Below are 17,280 nucleotides of genomic sequence, written 5' to 3'. Positions count from 1 at the left end.
CACCAGGAAGACGATCAGGATCGGCAGGGTGACCACGACGGTGGCGGCCAGCAGCACGCCCCAGTTGGTCATGCCGTCGATGTTCTGCAGCAGGGTCAGGCCGACCGGCAGCGTCATCTTGTCCGGCCGGTCGATCACCAGGAACGGCCACAGGTAGTCGTTCCACTCGGTGACCACCGACACCAGCGTCACCGCGGCGATGGTCGGGGTGCTCATCGGCACCACGAACCGCCACAGCTTGCGCCAGTGCCCGGCCCCGTCCAGCTCCGCGGCCTCCAGGATCGAGCCCGGGAGGGTGAGGAAGTGCTGCCGGAACAGGAAGGTGCCGAAGGCCGACGCCAGGCCGGGCACCAGGATGCCCTGGTAGGTGTTCAGCCAGCCGAGACCGGCCACCAGGGTGTAGTTCGGGATGATCGTGATCTGCGGCGGGATCATCAGGGTCGCGATGACCAGGCCGAAGATCGCCTTCTTGAACGGGAAGTCCAGGTAGACCAGCCCGTACGCGCAGCCCAGGCCGAGGATCACCTTCAGACCGGCGCCGACGACGGTCAGCCCCACGCTGTTGGCCAGCAGCCGGCCGAGCGGGATGGTGTCCGCCGCCTGCTGGTAGTTGGCCGGGTCGAGCGAGCCGGGCAGCCACTGCAGGGGCAGGCTGTACAGCTCGCCCTGGGTCTTGAACGAGGCCAGCGCCATCCAGACCAGCGGGGCGCCCAGCACGATCGTGGCCAGGACCATCGTCAGGTAGCCGAACACCGGGGGCCGGCGACGGCCGCCGGAGCGACCGGGCGGCGTCGGGCGGGGCGCGCGGGTGGCCGGTCCCTGGACGGAGTTCTCCGGCACGGCCTGACGCCGCGGGGTCAGGACGCTCACGAGTAGTGCACCTTCCGCTGGATGAAGCGCATCTGCACCGCCGTGACGGCCAGCAGCACCAGGAAGAGGATCGTGGCGACGGCGGAGGCGTAACCGGCCCGGCCGTTGACGAAGCTCTCCTCGTAGATCGAGTACATCAGGGTGGTGGTGGAGCCGAGCGGCCCTCCGCTGGTCATCGCCTTGATCAGGTCGAAGGACTGCAGCGAGGCGAGCATCATCGTGACCAGCAGGAAGAACGTGGTCGGCGTGAGCAGCGGCAGCACGATCGACCGCAGGGTACGGCCCGGGGAGGCGCCGTCCAGCGCCGCGGCGTCCTTGAGGTCCTGCGGCACCGACTGCAGACCGGCCAGGTAGATCAGCGCGACGTAGCCGACGTTCTTCCACAGGTAGACCACGACGATCATCACCAGCGGCCAGGGACGCTGGGTGTACCACTGCGGGGAGTCCAGGTTCACCAGCTTCAGCAGCTCGGCCATCAGGCCGTAGCGCGGGTCGAAGATGAACAGCCAGAGGATGCCGACCGCGAAGCCCGAGAGCACATACGGCGCGAAGGCCACCGTCCGGGCGAAGCCGCGGCCCTTGAGCCTGCGGTTCAGCAGCAGCGCCAGGCCGAGGCCCAGCAGCATCGACCCGCCGACCGTCACCAGCGTGAACACCACGGTGGTGCCGACCACCCGGCCGGTGCCGGGCGCGGTGAACCACTCGAGGTAGTTCCCGAGGCCGACCTGGCGGGCGACCGGCGACCCGAGGTTCCACTGCAGGGTCGACAGGTAGAAGCTCTGGATCAGCGGGCGGTACACGAACACCAGCAGCAGGGCGATGTTCGGGCCGGCCAGCAGCAGGAACCAGCCGAACGCGTGGCGGCGGCGGCGAGCGCTCAGGCTGCCGCGCCGGGCGGCGCCGGGGCGGGCCGGGCCACCGGTCAGGGCACCGCCGGAGGGCGGCGCGAGGACGTCAGAGGTCACGTGGGGAACTTCCGCTCGGGGTTTCACGGGCCTGCCGTGCTGGCGGCCCGAGCCACTGTAGGAACGGGTTCTCGCCGAACCGGCCGACGTCGGGAAGCCTTCGGGAGGGGTTCGCCAGGAGTTCACACCCGTCGCCTCCTGGTCAGCATGTGGTCAGGAACGGGTCGCAGAGTGGTCAGGTGGTGGTCGGACCGGGCTACCCTCGCCGGGTGTCCGACTCCCCCACCGCCCCGGTGCCGGACCGTCGTGACCCCGCGGTGCGCGCCGCGATCCGCACCGCCCTGTCGGTCTCGGTGGCGACCGGGCTGTACGGCGTCTCCTTCGGCGCCCTCGCGGTCGCGGCGGGGCTGGACCTCCCGCAGACCATGGTGCTCAGCCTGGTGATGTTCTCCGGCGGGTCGCAGTTCGCCGCGGTGGGCGTGCTCGGCGCGGGCGGCGCGGTGGGTGCCGTGGTGGCCACCGCCGGACTGCTCGGGGCACGCAACGGCCTGTACGGCGTCCAGGTCTCCGGCCTGCTGGACGCCCGCGGCTGGCGGCGGCTCCTGGCCGCGCACCTCACCATCGACGAGTCGACCGCGGTCGGCACCGCACAGCGCACCCCCGCCGCGATCCGGGCCGGGTTCTGGTGGACCGGTGCGGGCGTGTTCGTGCTCTGGAACGCCTTCACCCTGGCCGGGGCGCTGCTCGGCGACGCCCTCGGTGACCCGCGACGCTACGGGCTGGACGCGGCTGCCGCGGCGGCGTTCCTCGCGCTGCTGTGGCCGCGGGTCACCGGTCACGACCGGGCGGCCCGGACCGCGCGCTGGGTGGCGCTCGCCGCGGCGGCGTCGGCGCTCCTGCTCACACCGGTGGTGCCGGCCGGTGTGCCCGTGCTGGGTGCGGCGGTGCTGGCGCTGGTGATCGGCGTGCTCACCCCGGGGGACGACGAGCGCTCCCCCGAGGCGACGATCCGGCCGGATCGGCTCACCGGACCCGGGGAGGACACCCGATGACCCCGCTGGACCGCACCGCCGCCTGGCTCGCGGTGCTGGCCTCCTCCGCGCTCGTCTACGCCACCAAGCTCGCCGGGCACCTGGTCCCGCGCCGGCTCCTGGACAACCCCCGGATCACCCGGACCGCCGCGCTGGTCACCGTCGCCCTACTGGCGGCGCTGGTGGCGGTGCAGACCGCGACCGGTGCCGGCTCGGTGCAGTGGGACGCCCGGCTGGCCGCGCTGGCGGTCGCCGCGGTGGCGCTGGTCCTGCGCGCACCGTTCATCGTGGTGGTGGTGCTGGCGGCGGTCGGTGCGGCGGTGCTCCGGGGACTGGGCTGGATGTCGTAGCTCTGGATGTCGTAGCGCGCCGTCAGACCGCGATCGGCGCCGTGATCGTCGGGTGGTGCTGGTACCCGACGATCTCGACGTCCTCCAGCGTGTAGTCGAACAGCGACTCCGCCCGGCGCAGCTGCAACGTCGGGAACGGATACGGCTCGCGACTGAGCTGCTCGCGTACCTGCTCGACGTGGTTGTCGTAGATGTGGCAGTCCCCGCCGGTCCAGACGAAGTCGCCGACCTCCAGCCCGACCTGCTGCGCCACCATGTGGGTCAGGAGCGCGTAGGAGGCGAGGTTGAACGGCACGCCGAGGAACAGGTCCGCCGACCGCTGGTAGAGCTGGCAGGAGAGCTTGCCGTCGGCCACGTAGAACTGGAACAGGGCGTGGCACGGGGCGAGCGCCATGTCCGGGATGTCGGCGACGTTCCACGCCGACACGATGTGCCGCCGGGAGTCCGGGTCCCGGCGCAGGTTGGCCAGCAGCTCGGTGAGCTGGTCGACGTGGCCGCCGTCCGGGGTGGGCCAGGATCGCCACTGCACCCCGTAGACCGGCCCGAGCTCGCCGTCCTGGTCCGCCCACTCGTCCCAGATCGTGACGTTCCGCTCCTGGAGCCAGCGCACGTTGGAGTCTCCGCGCAGGAACCAGAGCAGCTCCTGGACGATCGAGCGCAGGTGCACCCGCTTGGTCGTGACCAACGGGAAGCCCTGGGACAGGTCGAACCGCATCTGGTGCCCGAACACGCTCCGGGTCCCGGTGCCGGTGCGGTCCGCCTTGGCGGTGCCGGTCTCCAGCACCAGCCGGAGCAGGTCCTCGTAGGGCGTGGTCTGGCGGGCGTACGGCAGGGCGGTCATGGGGCCCCATCGTAGGCGCGCCGCGCGGGGCCGGACGGGTGACGCGCGCCGCATTCCGGGGTGTGCCGCCTACAGTGCTCGTCGGCGACCCTCCAGCCCACGTCCCAGCACCTCAGGAGCACACGGATGCCTGTCGGCACCGGCGAGTTCGAGCTCACGCTCGGCGTCCCCCTCGATCGGGAGGCGGTGTGCCAGCTGTTCGCCCCGCACGCCCCGGTGGTCGAGGGCGACGCGTTCTGGGACCTGACCGATCTGGAGCACCTGCCGGTGGTCTGCGCGGAGCTGTACCCGACCCCCACCGGCACATTCGTGTCGGGTCTGGTGCGCCCGGGCCTGGACGGGGCGGAGCTGCTCGCGCTGGCCCGGGCCGTGGCCTGCGACGCAGGGCACGACGTACTGATCGAGGACGTCACCTTCCGCGGCGACTGCCCGGACCATCTGCTGGTGGTGCACCCGGACGGGGCGCTGGACCACGCGATCGACACCAGCGACGGACGCGGCTCCGGGCACACGGTGGTGGACCTGGACCCGCACCTGGTGCAGCTGCCCGAGCCCGGCGCACTGCTGGTCCGGCTCCAGCGCCGCTGCGGCGCGGCGCACGCCGTGGCCGTCTGAGCCCCACCGCGCGCCCTGCCCTCGCCGGCGTGACACTGGCGACATGCCCACTGCCGTGCTGCCGCCGACCGTCGCCGCCCACCTGCCCACCGGGGTGCTGATCGACGGACGCTGGCGACCGGCCACCGGCGGCGGCACCTTCGGCGTCGAGGATCCCGGCACCGGCGAGACCCTGTTCGACGTCGCCGACGCGAGCCCGGACGACGCCCTGGCCGCCCTGGACGCCGCCGACCGGGCGTTCCCCGCCTGGCGGGAGGTCGCGCCCCGGACCCGGTCCGATCTGCTGCGCGCGGTCTTCGACGTGATGATCGCCCGCACCGAGGACATCGCCGCGCTGGTCACGGCGGAGGGCGGCAAGCCGTTGGCCGAGTCCCGGGCGGAGGTGCAGTACGCGGCCGAGTACGTGCGGTGGTACTCCGAGCAGGCGGTGCGACTCGACGGTCTGGCCCGTCGTGCCCCCGCGGGCACCCATCACCAGCTGGTGCTGCGCCGCCCGGTCGGCCCCGCACTGGCGATCACACCCTGGAACTTCCCGATCGCGATGATCGCCCGCAAGGTCGCCCCGGCGCTGGCGGCGGGCTGCCCGATCATCGTGAAGCCGGCCCGGCTGACCCCGCTGACCACCGCGTTCTTCGCCGAGCTGATCCGGGAGGAGCTGGAGTCCCGGGACCTGCCGGCCGGGGTGATCGGGGTGATCCCGACCGCGTCGTCCGGGACGGTGACCGCTCCGGTGATCGCGGACCGGCGGCTGCGGAAGCTGTCCTTCACCGGCAGCACCGAGGTCGGTCGCTCGCTGCTGGAGCAGGCGGCGCAGCAGATCCTGCGCACGTCGATGGAACTGGGCGGCAACGCACCGTTCCTGGTGTTCGCCGACGCCGACCTGGACGCCGCCGTGGAGGGCGCGGTGGCGGCCAAGATGCGCAACTCCGGGCAGACCTGTGTGGCCGCCAACCGGTTCCTGGTGCAGGAGCCGGTGGCGGCGGAGTTCACCGACCGGCTGACCGCGGCCTTCGAGCGGCTGCGGGTCGGGCACGGGGCGGAGCCGGATGTCACGGTGGGGCCGCTGATCGAGTCGGCGGCGGTCGACCACGTGACCGAGCTGGTGGCCCGCGCGGCGGACGACGGGGCCCGGGTGCGCACCGGCGGTGAGCCGATCCGCGGCCGGGGGCACTTCTACCCGCCGACGGTGCTGGACCGCGTCCCGGTGGACACCCCGGCGGTGACCGAGGAGATCTTCGGCCCGGTCGCCCCGGTCAGCACCTTCGGCACCGAGGACGAGGGGATCGCTCTGGCCAACGGCACCGACTTCGGCCTGGTGGCGTACGCGTACACCCGGGATCTGTCCCGCGCGCTGCGGCTGACCGAGGCGGTGGAGGCCGGGATGATCGGGATCAACCGGGGCATGGTCTCGGACGCGAGCGCCCCGTTCGGCGGGGTGAAGCTGTCGGGCATCGGCCGCGAGGGCGGCGAGGCCGGGATCGAGGAGTACCTGGAGCCGGTGTACGTGGCATGGTGAGCCCATGTCCCGCCCCCTGATCCCGCTGACGCCCCTCGGTCCGACCTCCGACGTCTCCGTGCGACCCGCCGTCCCCGGCGACGAGCGGGAGGTGGCACGGGTGCAGCTGGCCGCCTGGCGGGACACCCTGGCCGAGACCCTCGGCGACGCGGTGCTGGACGGGATCGACCCGGAGCAGCTGACCTCGCAGTGGGCGCAGGCGATCACCGCCCCGCCCGGCCCGGGCTACCGGGTGCTGGTCGCGATGCACGGGCCCCGGCTGGTCGGCTTCGCCTCGGTGGCCCCGGTCACCGCCCCGGCGGAGACCGGCGACGAGGTGCCCGGCGGGGAGATCCTGGCGCTCGAGGTGCTGCCGGAGGCCCGCCGGGTCGGGCACGGGTCGCGGCTGCTCGCCGCCGTGGTCGACCTGCTCCGGGACGAGGACCGGGCCGGCAGCGTGCAGACCTGGGTGCTGGCCGGGGACGCGGTGCGCGAACAGTTCCTCGGCTCCGCCGGGCTGGACGACATGGGCGCGGTCCGCCGGCTCGGCAGCGAGGGCGACCCGCGCGAGGTGACCGAACGACTGTGGGCGGCCGCGATCTGAGCCGGTCGTCCGACGTCCCGGTGAACAGTCGCCGAACAGCCGGACGGAATCCTCCAGCGCCCCCCGGTCCCTCCCGATGTCCCGGACGTGTCACCTGACCTGCGTGTGCCCTGGCGCGGGGCCGTCCACGGCCTGACCCTCGCCGACCTGATCGCGGCCCCCGTGGTCGTGCCCGCCGACACCTCCTGCGAGGCCGTCGACCACGGCTTCCGCACCGAGTGGACCGTCAGCTCGGTGCTGGTCGAGCCCCGCGAGCCCGGCGGCCGCTACGGGATGGTCGGCCGCAAGGACTTCCTCACCACCATGACCGGCCGGTTCGGCTTTGGCCGGTCGCTGTGGTCGCGGCGCCCGGTGTCCGAGATCGCACGCTGGGACGCCCAGCGGGTCCGGATCACCGATGCGCTGACCGAGGCCGCGGGCAGGCTCACCTCCGGCGACGGCTACGCGGACATGGTCGTGACCGGGCCGGACGACGAGCCGGTCGGGGTGCTCGACCCCACCAGCCTGATGGCCGCGCTGGCCACCGAGCTCGCGCACCAGGCGTCGCACGACCCGTTGACCGGGGTGCAGTCCCGGGCCGGGTTCCTGGCCGACCTCGAGCAGCTGTGCGCCACGGCCCGCGCCACCGGTGGTGCGGTGGCCCTCGCCTACCTGGACCTGGACCGGCTCAAGGAGGTCAACGACAGCCTGGGTCACCCGTCCGGCGACGCGCTGATCGCCTCCGTGGCCCGACGGTTGAGTGCGGCCGCCGACCCGCAGGACGCCCTGGGCCGGCTGGGCGGCGACGAGTTCGCCCTGGCCAGGCTGCTCGGTCCGCAGGACCCGGAGCACGACTGGCGCCGGCGTGCGCTGGACCTCGGCGAGCGGTTGCGCGCCCTGGTCGCCGCCATCGACCCGGCACTGCCGCTGCGTGCGCATTCCCGGGCGAGCATCGGCATCGCGGTCGGCGCCGGTGCACTGCTGGAGCACGAGCACCTGCTGCACGAGGCGGACCTGGCCATGTACGGGGCCAAGAAGTCCGGCGGCGACCGGGTGCGGCTGGCGGATGCGGACGCACCGATGCCGATCGCCCGGGGCACGCTGCCCGGCCGCGCCGTCGCCCGGCTGCCGGAGCACCTGGCGCACGGCCTGCAGGTGCACTACCAGCCGATCGTCACGGTCTCCGACGGCCGGACCCGGGAGGTGGAGGCCCTGTTGCGGGTGCGGACCGCCGACGGGATCGAGGGACCCGCCGGTCCGCTGGCCCGGGCGCTGGCGATGGACCGTGCGCTCGACCTGGACCTGTGGGTGCTGGACCGTGCCTGCGCCGACCTGACCACCTGGGACGCCCAGCTCGGCGCCGACGCACCCGGCGTGGTCAACGTGAACCTGTCCCCCACCGCCCTGGACGCCGACGACCTGGCCACGCGGGTGCTCGCGGTGGTCGGCGCCCACGGCGTCGACCCGTCCCGGGTCCGCCTGGAACTGTCGGAGATGGCCTCGGACGACCAGCTGGCCCGCGCGGTGCCGCAGCTGGTGCTGCTGCGGGCCGGTGGCCTGCGGATCGGGCTCGACGACCTGGGCGGTGCGCTGTCGGGGCTGCGCTCGGTGACCCGTCTGCCGGTGGACGTGCTGAAGATCGACCGCTCGGTGATCGCCGGGATGCTCTCCGACCCGGTGGACCGGATGCTGGTCGCCCTGGTCGGCGCGGTGGCCCGGGAACGCGGCCTGACCGTCGTCGCCGAGGGGGTGGAGGACGCCGCGCAGTACAGGGCGCTCCGCGAGGCCGGGGTGCCGATGGCCCAGGGTTTCTGGATGGCCCGGCCGATGCCCGCGGAGCAGATCGGCGCCCATGTGGGCGCCGTGCCGTCGTAGGGGCTCAGACCCGCCCGCGGTGGATCCGGGACGCCGTCCGCAGCGCGGCGCGGGCTCGGCGCTTGTCCCCCGCGGCCTCGTAGGCGAAGGCCAACCGGTACCAGGTGCCCCAGTCGTCCGCCGCGGCGGTCTCCGCCTCCGTGCGCGCGGCGTCGAAGGCCGCCACCGCCGCCGCGCGGTCGATCCGGCCCCCGGGCGACCGGGGCAGGTCGTCCACCGGCAGCTCGCCGCGATCGGCCAGCGTGTCGGCCATCCGCTGCACGTCGATCGCCAGCAGCCACTCCCGGACCACCAGGGCCAGGACCAGCAACGGCAGCACCCCGAAGGCGATCCCCAGCACGATGCCCACCGGCTCACCGGTGCGGATCAGCGCCACCGCACGCCCCGCCACCAACCACAGGTACAGCGCGAGCAGCGCCGTCACCGCGGCCGCGGCGATCAGCGGCACCCGCTGCCGACCGCCCATCAGCCGAGGTCCAGCAACTGGTCCAGGCCCACCGTCAGTCCCGGTCGGCCGCCGATCGCCCGGACCGCGTGCAGCACCCCGGGCACGAAGCTCACCCGGTCGAAGGAGTCGTGCCGGATGGTCAGCTGCTCCCCCGGGTTCCCGAGCAGGATCTCCTCGTGCGCGGTGAGTCCGCGCAGGCGCACCGCGTGCACCCGCACCCCGTCGACCTCGGCGCCGCGGGCCGAGTCGGCGCCCTGGGTGGCATCCGGCATCGGTCCCAGACCGACCGCGGCCCGGGCCCGGGCGATCGCCTCCGCGGTGTGCCGCGCGGTGCCGGACGGGGCGTCGACCTTGTCCGGGTGGTGCAGCTCGACCACCTCGGCGGACTCGAACCAGCGGGCGGCCATCGCCGCGAACCGCACGGCCAGCACGGCGCCGAGCGCGAAGTTCGGCGCCACCAGCACCCCGACCTCGGGGCGTCCGGCCAGCTCGGCGCGTACCCGGCCCAGCGACTCCTCGGTCCAGCCCGTGGTCCCGACCACCGCGTGGATGCCCTGGCGCACCAGGGCGGTGACGTTGGCCTCGGTGACCGACGGCACCGTGAAGTCCACCGCGACCTGTGCCCCGGTGTCCGCCAGGGCGCCCACGTCGTCCGAGCGGTCCAGCGCCGCCACCAGCTCCAGGCCGGGGGCGCCCTGCACCGCCTCGACCACCGTCCGGCCCATTCGTCCCGCCGCGCCCAGCACGGCCACCCGCAGAGTCGTCACGGACGCACCCTAATCGGGCCGCACGGCTCGACGCGCCACCGGCTCACCCGGCGTCAGCCCGCCGCCAGCTCCGCACCGTGCCGCAGCACCAGCTCCAGCACCCCGTGGTCCAACCCGAGCCGGGCCAGCTCGTTGGGCGGCAGGGTCCGCAACGCGCCCAGCACCGCCAGCACCCGTCCCCCGGGTGCGCCGGCGGGGACCCCGTCCCGCACCGTGCTCCGCAGTCGCTGCGCGGCGGCCAGCTGTTCCGGTCCGGTGCCGAGCGTCCGGTCGAGCACCCGGAACAGCTCCGACGGCGGCAGCTGCGCGGCCCGGGCCACCTCGACGGCGGCCACCAGTCCCCGCTCCGCGAGGATCAGTCCGACGGCCGCCCCGAGTCGCCGTCGCAGTGCCTCGTCCCGCGCTGTCGCCCGCTCCGCGAGCACCCGGTCCAGCTCGGCACCGTCCACGCAGGGCTCCAGTCCGGCCGCCGATCCGGCCGATGCCAGCTCCCGCGCCCCGTCCACCAGCGGCCTCGGGTCCGTGATCCCGAGCCGCACCAGTGCCTCGGGCCGCAGCCGGAGCACCGTCACCCGCGTGCCGACCACCTCGCGGACCGCCCACGGCCGGGTGCTCGGCCCGCACAGCGCCGACCCCAGCGCCCGGCGCTCACCGGTCAGGAGGTCGACCCGCTCCCCCGTCCGCTCGCGCAGCACCAGGATCGGCAGCGGCGTCGGCAGCACCAGACGGAACCCGGGGTCACCGGTGGTGAGCTCGGTCAGGTCGTGCACCAGCTCGCCGCGCACCAGCACGCGGCGCCGGTCGGGGACGGTGGTGGCGCTCATCCCCCCATCCTGGCGGATCGCGGGGCGAACGGTCAGTCCTGGGGGCCTTCGGGGCTCAGTCGCCGAACGGCCCGACCCGCACCACGGACCGCGGCCGGGACGCCAGCTCCGCGGCCAGCTCCCGCACCTGCTCGGCGGTGACGGCGCGCAGCCGCTCCAGCGCCTCGCCGGTGGACAGCAGCTCGCCGTGCACCAGCTCGGACTTGCCGAGCCGGCTCATCCGCGACCCGGAGTCCTCCAGGTTCAGCACCAGGCCGCCGGACAGCTGTCCGATCGACCGGCGCAGCTCGGCCTCGGTGATCCCGCCGTCGGCCAGCCGTTCCCACTCGGAGATCAGCAGCTCGGTGACCTGGTCGACCTTGGCCGGGGCGCAGCCCGCGTACAGGCCGAACACTCCGGTGTCGGCGTGCCCGGAGGCGAAGGAGTAGGTGGAGTACGCCAGACCGCGCTTCTCCCGGATCTCCTGGAACAGGCGGGAGGACATCCCGCCGCCCAGCGCCGCGTTCAGCACCGACAGCGTGAACCGGCGCGGGTCGGTGGCGGTGATGCCCACCCCGCCGACCAGCACGTTCGCCTGCTCGGTGCTCCGGGTGACGGTGACCCTGGTCCCACCGTCCGGGACGACGGCGGATGCCGGCCCGGTGGCGGTGCGGCGACCGGCGGGGGCGAGGCCGGGCGGCAGCTCCCAGCCGCCGTCGGTCAGCGCCCGCACCACCTGATCGGCCAGTGCGTCGTGGTCCACCCCGCCCGCGGCGGTGACCACCAGGGTGTCGGGGCGGTAGTGCTGGCGGTAGTGCTCCCACACCGCCTCGCGGGGCACCGCACGGATCGTGTCCGGCGTGCCGCCGATCGGACGGCCCAGCTCGTGGTCGCCCAGCACGACCGAGGCGAAGCGCTCGTGCGCCACGTCGCTCGGGTCGTCGTCGTTCATCGCGAGCTCTTCGAGGATGACCCCGCGCTCGGTCTCCAGCTCGTCGGCGTCCAGCCGGGCGGAGGTGACCATGTCGGCGATCACGTCGGTCGCCATGGACAGGTCCTCGTCGAGCACCCGTGCGTAGAAGCAGGTGTGCTCTTTGCCGGTGGCCGCGTTCGCCTCGCCGCCGACCTCGTCGAAGGCCTCGGCGATGTCCATCGCGGTCCGGCGGGCGGTGCCCTTGAACAGCAGGTGCTCCAGGAAGTGCGTCGAGCCGTGGTGGCCGTCGCTCTCGTCCCGGGACCCGACACCGACCCAGGCGCCCACACTCACCGAGCGCATGCCGGGCACGCGCTCGGTGAGCAGGCGGACCCCGCCGGGCAGGACGGAACGACGGATGTCGTCCCCGTCCTGCCCGGCGGAGGTCAGCTCGGCCCCGGGCTCACCCGGGGCGACGAGCGGGAGAGGCAGTGGCACGTCAGGCGTCAGCCTTCTCGGTCTCGGCAGAGCCGGACCCGTCCGCCGCCTCGTCCACCACCGCGTGCAGCGACAGCTTGCCGCGCGGGTCGATCTCGCCGATCTCGACCTGGACCTTCTGGCCGATCTTCAGCACGTCCTCGACGTTCTCCACCCGCTTGCCGCCGACCAGGCGACGGATCTGCGAGATGTGCAGGAGGCCGTCCTTGCCCGGGGAGAGCGAGACGAAGGCGCCGAAGGTCGTGGTCTTGACCACGGTCCCGACGAAGCGCTCGCCGATCTCGGGCATGTGCGGGTTGGCGATCGCGTTGACCGCCGCCCGCGCGGCCTCCGCCGACGGACCGTCGGTGGCGCCGATGTAGACCGTGCCGTCGTCCTCGATCGAGATGTCGGCGCCGGTCTCCTCCTGGATCTGGTTGATCATCTTGCCCTTCGGGCCGATGACCTCGCCGATCTTGTCGACCGGCACCTTCACGGAGATGACGCGCGGGGCGTTCGGGGACATCTCGTCCGGGACGTCGATGGCCTCGTTCAGCACGTCGAGGATCGCGAGGCGAGCCTCCTTGGCCTGGGTCAGCGCGTCGGCCAGCACGGAGGCGGGGATGCCGTCGAGCTTGGTGTCGAGCTGGATGGCCGTCACGAACTCGCGGGTGCCGGCGACCTTGAAGTCCATGTCACCGAACGCGTCCTCGGCACCCAGGATGTCGGTCAGCGCCGCGTACTTGGTCACGCCGTCCACGGTGTCCGAGACCAGGCCCATGGCGATGCCGGCGACCGGGGCGCGCAGCGGCACACCGGCGTTCAGCAGCGACAGGGTCGAGGCGCAGACCGAGCCCATCGAGGTCGAGCCGTTGGAGCCCAGCGCCTCGGAGACCTGACGGATCGCGTAGGGGAACTCCTCGCGGCTCGGCAGCACCGGCATGAGCGCGCGCTCGGCGAGTGCGCCGTGCCCGATCTCGCGCCGCTTCGGCGAGCCCACCCGGCCGGTCTCACCGGTGGAGTAGGGCGGGAAGTTGTAGTTGTGCATGTACCGCTTGCGGGTCTCCGGGGAGAGCGTGTCCAGCTGCTGCTCCATCCGGAGCATGTTCAGCGTGGTGACACCCATGATCTGGGTCTCGCCGCGCTCGAACAGCGCCGAGCCGTGCACGCGGGGCAGGACCTCGACCTCGGCGGACAGGGTGCGGATGTCCCGCAGGCCGCGGCCGTCGATCCGGAAGCCGTCGGTCAGGATCCGCTGGCGGATGACCTTCTTGTTCACGGAGCGGACCGCGGCGGACAGCTCCTTCTCGCGACCCTCGAAGGTACCGGCGAGCTCGGCCAGGATCTCGGCCTTGACCTCGTCCAGGCGGTTCTCGCGGGTCTGCTTGTCGGCGATGGTCATCGCCTCGCGGATCTTCGCCTCGCCGGCACCCTCGACCGCGGCGTACGCGTCGGGCTGGTAGTCCGGGAAGGTCGGGAAGTCGCGGGTCTCCTTGGCAGCCTGCGCGGCGAGCTGCTGCTGCGCCTCGACCAGGGCCTTGATGAACGGCTTGGACGCCTCCAGGCCCTCGGCGACCACGGCCTCGGTCGGCGCGGTGCCGCCCTCGTCCTTGATCAGGTTCCAGGACTTCTCCGGGGCCTCGGCCTCGATCATGGCGATCGCGACGTCACCGCCCTCGACGACCCGGCCGGCCACCACGATCTCGAAGGTGGCGCGCTCCCGCTCGGTGTACCGGGGGAAGGCGACCCACTGGCCGTCGATCAGCGCGATACGCACCGCGCCGACCGGGCCGGAGAACGGCAGGCCGGAGATCTGGGTGGAGATGGACGCGGCGTTGATCGCCAGCACGTCGTAGGCGTCGTCCGGGTGGATCGCCAGCACGGTGATGACGACCTGGACCTCGTTGCGCAGGCCCTTGACGAACAGGGGACGCAGCGGGCGGTCGATCAGGCGACAGGCCAGGATCGCGTCGGTGGACGGACGACCCTCACGGCGGAAGAACGAGCCGGGGATCTTGCCGGCGGCGTACTGCCGCTCCTCGACGTCCACCGTCAGCGGGAAGAAGTCGAACTGGTCCTTGGGGTGCTTGCCCGCCGTGGTGGCCGACAGCAGGGCGGTCTCGCCGTCCAGGTAGGCCATCGCGGAACCGGCGGCCTGCTTGGCCAGCCGACCGGTCTCGAAGCGGACGGTGCGGGTGCCGAAGCGACCGTTGTCGATCACGGCCTCGGCGAACTGGATCTCGGGACCCTCCACGGGTGCCCTCCTTCGGGTTCGTGAGCCCCCGGGCCGCGGCGGCCTTCGATCGAGGTCCACGGAACGCGTTCCGTGAGCCACTACCGAGGACCGGACGAGACCGGGACGGGCTCGGGTTTGTCCGATGGTGCGTCGGGGACATCCGGCCCCCGACGCAGGACCAGCCCGGACCCCACACGGGGTCCGGGCTGGTCACGCGGTCATCGCCGCAGGCCGAGCCGCTCGATCAGGCTGCGGTAGCGGGTGATGTCGGTCTTCTGCAGGTACGCCTGGAGCCGACGGCGCTGGCCGACCAGCAGCAGCAGGCCGCGCCGGCTGTGGTGGTCGTGCTTGTGCTCCTTGAGGTGCTCGTTCAGGTCGTTGATCCGCCGGGTCAGCAGCGCGATCTGCACCTCCGGGGAGCCGGTGTCGCCCTCGTGGGTGGCGTACTCGGCGATGATGGACTTCTTGGTGTCGATGTCGAGGGGCACGACTCTCCTAGATGTTCGTTGCGCGGTGCTCCGGGGCAGGTCCACCCGGGCGCTCTCGTTCCGCGGCCGTTCTGACGGCGATGCCAGCTTATCAGCTAAGCCCTCAGGACCTCGCGCACCCCGTCGACGTCGGTGTGCATCTGCACGATCAGCGCGTCGATGTCCGTGAACCGCAGGGTCGGCCGCATCCGCGCGACGAACTCCAGCACCACCTTCGCGCCGTACAGGTCCAGGTCGGTGCGGTCCAGCACGTAGGCCTCGACCCGGCGCTGCTCGCCGTCGAAGGTCGGATTGGTGCCGACCGAGATCGCCGCGGGCAGCGGGACGCACGCGGTCGACGGGGTGGCCGGCACCCGCTCCCCGGCCGGCCGCACCACCCGCAGCCATCCGGCGTACACCCCGTCCGCGGGGACCATGCCCTCGGACTCCGGCGCCAGGTTGGCGGTCGGGAAGCCGAGCTCCCGGCCACGGGCGTCGCCGTGCACGACCACCCCGCGCATCCGGTGCGGGTGGCCCAGCACCCGCTCGGCCGCCCGTACGTCCCCGGCGGCCAGCAGCTCACGCACCCAGGTCGAGGACCAGCGCCGGGCTCGACCTTCAGCGCCTTCGGCGCTGGTGGCGTCCGGTGCCCCGATGACGTCCTCGATCACCCGGACCGTGAAGCCGAACCGCTCGCCGAGCTCGCGCATGGTGCCGAGGTCGCCGGCGTTGTCCCGCCCGAAACGTACGTCCCGGCCGACCACGACCGTGCGGGCCCGCAGGCCGTCGACCAGGTAGGTCCGGACGAACTCCTCCGGGGTCTGCCGGGCGAAGTCCATCGTGTAGTCGACCAGCAGGACCGCGTCCAGCCCGGTCCCGGCCAGCAGTTCCAGCCGGTCGGCGTCCCCGGTCAGCAGCGGCGGCGCGGTGTCCGGGCGGTGCACCCGCTGCGGGTGCGGGGTGAAGGTGACGGCCACCGTGGCGAGGCCCGCGATCCGCGCGTCCTCGACCATCCGCGCCAGCACGCTGGTGTGGCCGCGATGCACGCCGTCGAAGTTGCCGATGGTGACCACCGACGGCCCGAAGTCCCCGGGCACCTGCCCGAGTCCGGTCCAGCACTGCACGCGCGGCTCCGCTCCTGTGTACGACGACTGCTTCCGCCCGGGTAAGCCTGCCACGCCTGCCGGGGTGTGGTTCACGCCCCGGCGAACACCAGCACCGGCCGCGCCTGCGGTCCCCGGTCCTCGATCAGTGCCACCAGGGCGCCGTCCGGGCCGATCGCGGCGACGGTGCGCTCGGCCCCGTCGACCCCGCTCGGCGCGATCCGCTGCCCGTGCCCCAGCGCGGTGGCCTCCGCGGCGGTCAGCTCCCGGACCGGGAACGTCGCCCGGGCGGCGTCCGTCAGCGGCAGGGTGTCCAGCGGCACGTCCATCGGCCAGGCCTCCAGCTCGTCCAGCGCGCGGGCGGTCGACACCGGGTACCCGCCGACCCGGGTCCGGCGCAGCATCGTCAGGTGCCCGCCGACCCCGAGCGCGGCACCGAGGTCGCGCGCCAGCGCACGGATGTAGGTCCCGGAGGAGCAGACCACCCGCGCGTCCAGGTCGACCACGCCGTCCACGGCCCGGATCTCCCCGACCTCGAACTCGTGCACCGTCACCGGGCGGGCGGCCAGCTGCACGTCCTCCCCGGCCCGGACCCGGGCGTAGGCGCGCTGCCCGTCGATCTTGATCGCGCTCACCGCGCTGGGCACCTGCTGGATCGCGCCGGTCAGCGCGGCCACCGCCGCGTCGATCCCGTCGGGGACCTCCGGGACCGCGATCCGCCGGACCAGCTCGCCCTCGGCGTCGTCGGTGGTGGTGGACTCCCCCAGCCGGATCGTCGCCCGGTACTCCTTGTCCGCTCCGACGACGTAGGTCAGCAGCTTGGTCGCCCGGCCCACGCCGAGCACCAGGACGCCGGTGGCCATCGGGTCCAGCGTCCCGGCGTGCCCGACCTTGCGGGTCCCGGCCAGCCAGCGCGCCTTGGCGACGACGTCGTGGCTGGTCCACCCGGCGGGCTTGTCGACCACGAGCAGGCCGTCCGCGGCGGTGGGGCGCCGCGGACGGCGTTCGCGTGGCTCAGCGACCATCGTCGTCGAGATCGTCCTCGTCGTCGGCGGGCTTCTTGTAGGGGTCGGCCTCGCCGGCGTACTGGGCCTCCGCGGCCAGCGCGGTGACCTCGCGGTCCCGGCGGGCCGCCTCGAGCAGGGCGGCGTCCAGGTGGGCGGCGGTCTCCGGCACGGCGTCCAGCACGAACTCCAGCGTCGGGGTGAGCCGGACGCCGAGCTGCTTGCCGACCTCGGAGCGGATCAGGCCGGTGGCGCTCTTCAGGGCGGCGGCGCTGCCCCCGCGGGCCTCCTCGTCGCCGAAGACGGTGTAGAACACGCTGGCGTGCTGCAGGTCACCGGTCACCCGGACGTCGGTGACCGTGACGAAGCCGAGGCGCGGGTCCTTGATCCGGGTGTCGATCATCTGCGCGACGACCTGCTGGATCCGGTCGGCGACCTTGCGGGCCCGGGGGTGGTCCACCATGACTGCTCTCTCTTTCCTACGTCAGTGCTGTCCG

The 17,280-nt window shown here is 73.4% G+C and carries 18 protein-coding genes; 6 read left to right on the top strand and 12 right to left on the bottom strand.

The genetic code is table 11. The annotated features are described in order from the left end of the window. Positions 1–735 (bottom strand): carbohydrate ABC transporter permease (locus OGL89_RS11720; protein ID WP_263120329.1); only part of this gene is annotated, 735 nt, incomplete at its 3' end. A gap of 131 nt (positions 736–866) precedes the next feature. Continuing rightward, on the bottom strand, positions 867–1,835 hold the full coding sequence (locus OGL89_RS11715) for a sugar ABC transporter permease (protein ID WP_263120326.1): 969 nt from the start codon (positions 1,833–1,835) through the stop codon (positions 867–869). Positions 1,836–2,044: 209 nt separating this feature from the next. Between OGL89_RS11715 and OGL89_RS11710 the strand changes: the two genes are divergently transcribed. Both OGL89_RS11710 and OGL89_RS11705 read left to right on the top strand, forming a co-directional pair. Beyond that, a complete protein-coding gene (locus OGL89_RS11710; protein ID WP_263120325.1) occupies positions 2,045–2,827 on the top strand; it encodes an AzlC family ABC transporter permease in 783 nt (260 codons plus the stop codon). After that, complete coding sequence (locus OGL89_RS11705) at positions 2,824–3,156, top strand: AzlD domain-containing protein (protein ID WP_263120324.1); 333 nt, start codon at positions 2,824–2,826, stop codon at positions 3,154–3,156. The genes OGL89_RS11710 and OGL89_RS11705 overlap by 4 nt, the downstream gene beginning before the upstream one ends. A 22-nt stretch (positions 3,157–3,178) precedes the next feature. Here the strand turns inward: OGL89_RS11705 and OGL89_RS11700 are convergent, their stop codons facing one another. Further along, on the bottom strand, positions 3,179–3,997 hold the full coding sequence (locus OGL89_RS11700; RefSeq protein WP_263120323.1) for a thymidylate synthase: 819 nt from the start codon (positions 3,995–3,997) through the stop codon (positions 3,179–3,181). Between the two features lie 126 nt (positions 3,998–4,123). Between OGL89_RS11700 and OGL89_RS11695 the strand changes: the two genes are divergently transcribed. The 4 genes from OGL89_RS11695 to OGL89_RS11680 all read left to right on the top strand — a co-directional run bounded on the left by OGL89_RS11695 (position 4,124) and on the right by OGL89_RS11680 (position 8,565). Next, the gene (locus tag OGL89_RS11695) at positions 4,124–4,612 is read left to right on the top strand and encodes a hypothetical protein (protein WP_263120322.1); all 489 of its coding nucleotides are present in this window, start codon (positions 4,124–4,126) and stop codon (positions 4,610–4,612) included. A gap of 43 nt (positions 4,613–4,655) precedes the next feature. After that, entirely contained in the window at positions 4,656–6,128 is a 1,473-nt protein-coding gene (locus OGL89_RS11690; RefSeq protein ID WP_263120321.1) for an NAD-dependent succinate-semialdehyde dehydrogenase, read from the top strand. A gap of 4 nt (positions 6,129–6,132) precedes the next feature. Next, positions 6,133–6,711: a GNAT family N-acetyltransferase gene (locus OGL89_RS11685; protein WP_263120320.1), complete on the top strand. Its 579-nt coding sequence runs from the start codon at positions 6,133–6,135 to the stop codon at positions 6,709–6,711. An 87-nt stretch (positions 6,712–6,798) separates the two neighbouring features. Continuing rightward, positions 6,799–8,565: an EAL domain-containing protein gene (locus OGL89_RS11680; protein WP_263120319.1), complete on the top strand. Its 1,767-nt coding sequence runs from the start codon at positions 6,799–6,801 to the stop codon at positions 8,563–8,565. A gap of 4 nt (positions 8,566–8,569) precedes the next feature. Here the strand turns inward: OGL89_RS11680 and OGL89_RS11675 are convergent, their stop codons facing one another. The 9 genes from OGL89_RS11675 to rbfA all read right to left on the bottom strand — a co-directional run bounded on the left by OGL89_RS11675 (position 8,570) and on the right by rbfA (position 17,246). Continuing rightward, positions 8,570–9,031 (bottom strand): hypothetical protein, encoded by a 462-nt coding sequence (locus OGL89_RS11675; RefSeq protein ID WP_263120318.1) that lies wholly within the window; start codon positions 9,029–9,031, stop codon positions 8,570–8,572. After that, positions 9,031–9,780 (bottom strand): 4-hydroxy-tetrahydrodipicolinate reductase, encoded by a 750-nt coding sequence (gene dapB / locus OGL89_RS11670; RefSeq protein WP_263120317.1) that lies wholly within the window; start codon positions 9,778–9,780, stop codon positions 9,031–9,033. Before dapB ends, OGL89_RS11675 begins: the two co-directional genes overlap by 1 nt. Before the next feature lie 53 nt (positions 9,781–9,833). After that, positions 9,834–10,604 carry a hypothetical protein gene (locus OGL89_RS11665; RefSeq protein ID WP_263120316.1) on the bottom strand — a complete coding sequence of 257 codons (771 nt, stop codon included), beginning with the start codon at positions 10,602–10,604 and terminating at the stop codon, positions 9,834–9,836. Between the two features lie 55 nt (positions 10,605–10,659). Then, on the bottom strand, positions 10,660–11,994 hold the full coding sequence (locus tag OGL89_RS11660) for a pitrilysin family protein (RefSeq protein WP_263120315.1): 1,335 nt from the start codon (positions 11,992–11,994) through the stop codon (positions 10,660–10,662). 1 nt (position 11,995) lies between these two features. Then, entirely contained in the window at positions 11,996–14,227 is a 2,232-nt protein-coding gene (locus tag OGL89_RS11655; RefSeq protein ID WP_263120314.1) for a polyribonucleotide nucleotidyltransferase, read from the bottom strand. A gap of 200 nt (positions 14,228–14,427) precedes the next feature. Next, positions 14,428–14,697 carry a 30S ribosomal protein S15 gene (gene rpsO / locus OGL89_RS11650; RefSeq protein WP_263120313.1) on the bottom strand — a complete coding sequence of 90 codons (270 nt, stop codon included), beginning with the start codon at positions 14,695–14,697 and terminating at the stop codon, positions 14,428–14,430. 95 nt (positions 14,698–14,792) lie between these two features. After that, a complete protein-coding gene (locus OGL89_RS11645; RefSeq protein WP_263120312.1) occupies positions 14,793–15,800 on the bottom strand; it encodes a bifunctional riboflavin kinase/FAD synthetase in 1,008 nt (335 codons plus the stop codon). Positions 15,801–15,871: 71 nt separating this feature from the next. After that, a complete protein-coding gene (truB, locus tag OGL89_RS11640; protein ID WP_263120311.1) occupies positions 15,872–16,804 on the bottom strand; it encodes a tRNA pseudouridine(55) synthase TruB in 933 nt (310 codons plus the stop codon). Continuing rightward, on the bottom strand, positions 16,794–17,246 hold the full coding sequence (gene rbfA / locus OGL89_RS11635) for a 30S ribosome-binding factor RbfA (RefSeq protein ID WP_263120310.1): 453 nt from the start codon (positions 17,244–17,246) through the stop codon (positions 16,794–16,796). The genes truB and rbfA overlap by 11 nt, the downstream gene beginning before the upstream one ends. Positions 17,247–17,280: the final 34 nt, after the last annotated feature.

This window comes from Cellulomonas sp. RIT-PI-Y, from assembly GCF_025642745.1.
Classification (GTDB): Bacteria; Actinomycetota; Actinomycetes; order Actinomycetales; family Cellulomonadaceae; genus Cellulomonas.
Note: the sequence above shows the minus strand (reverse complement) of the source record. Positions and strands in the feature narration are given on the sequence as shown.

Bases quoted from the DNA above. Each gene is read 5' to 3' on its own strand.
- OGL89_RS11705 (WP_263120324.1), top strand. From the start codon at position 2,824: ATGACCCCGCTGGACCGCACCGCCGCCTGGCTCGCGGTGCTGGCCTCC.
- OGL89_RS11700 (WP_263120323.1), bottom strand. From the start codon at position 3,997: ATGACCGCCCTGCCGTACGCCCGCCAGACCACGCCCTACGAGGACCTG.
- OGL89_RS11695 (WP_263120322.1), top strand. From the start codon at position 4,124: ATGCCTGTCGGCACCGGCGAGTTCGAGCTCACGCTCGGCGTCCCCCTC.
- OGL89_RS11690 (WP_263120321.1), top strand. From the start codon at position 4,656: ATGCCCACTGCCGTGCTGCCGCCGACCGTCGCCGCCCACCTGCCCACC.
- OGL89_RS11685 (WP_263120320.1), top strand. From the start codon at position 6,133: ATGTCCCGCCCCCTGATCCCGCTGACGCCCCTCGGTCCGACCTCCGAC.
- OGL89_RS11675 (WP_263120318.1), bottom strand. From the start codon at position 9,031: ATGGGCGGTCGGCAGCGGGTGCCGCTGATCGCCGCGGCCGCGGTGACG.
- OGL89_RS11665 (WP_263120316.1), bottom strand. From the start codon at position 10,604: ATGAGCGCCACCACCGTCCCCGACCGGCGCCGCGTGCTGGTGCGCGGC.
- truB (WP_263120311.1), bottom strand. From the start codon at position 16,804: ATGGTCGCTGAGCCACGCGAACGCCGTCCGCGGCGCCCCACCGCCGCG.
- rbfA (WP_263120310.1), bottom strand. From the start codon at position 17,246: ATGGTGGACCACCCCCGGGCCCGCAAGGTCGCCGACCGGATCCAGCAG.